Source organism: Paraburkholderia sp. RL18-085-BIA-A (assembly GCF_046027075.1).
In the GTDB taxonomy this organism is placed as follows: Bacteria; Pseudomonadota; Gammaproteobacteria; order Burkholderiales; family Burkholderiaceae; genus Paraburkholderia.
Window position 1 is genome coordinate 1 of the sequence record NZ_JARESU010000724.1, and the last position, 244, is coordinate 244.

Annotated in this window: 1 protein-coding gene; it reads left to right on the top strand. The window is 68.9% G+C overall.

The window, feature by feature from the left end; genetic code table 11:
• A partial coding sequence (locus tag P0D89_RS54565) for a citrate/2-methylcitrate synthase (RefSeq protein WP_408371665.1) occupies nucleotides 1-244 on the top strand: 244 nt, incomplete at both ends.

Below are 244 nucleotides of genomic sequence, written 5' to 3' on the forward strand. Positions count from 1 at the left end.
TGAAATATCAGCGCTGCGGGCGCGGCGCGCGCCGCTGCCCGGGTTCGGACACCCGCTACACCAGCAGGAAGATCCGCGTGCCACGCGCCTGCTGGCCTTGGCCGACGAACACGGCACGGCAGGAGACAACGTGCGGGTCCTGCGCGCCATCGCTGCCGTGGTGCCGAAGATTTATGGCCGGGCATTGCCGGTCAACGTGTCCGGCGCGATTCCCGCTGTGCTGCTGGACGCCGGCTTTCCTCTG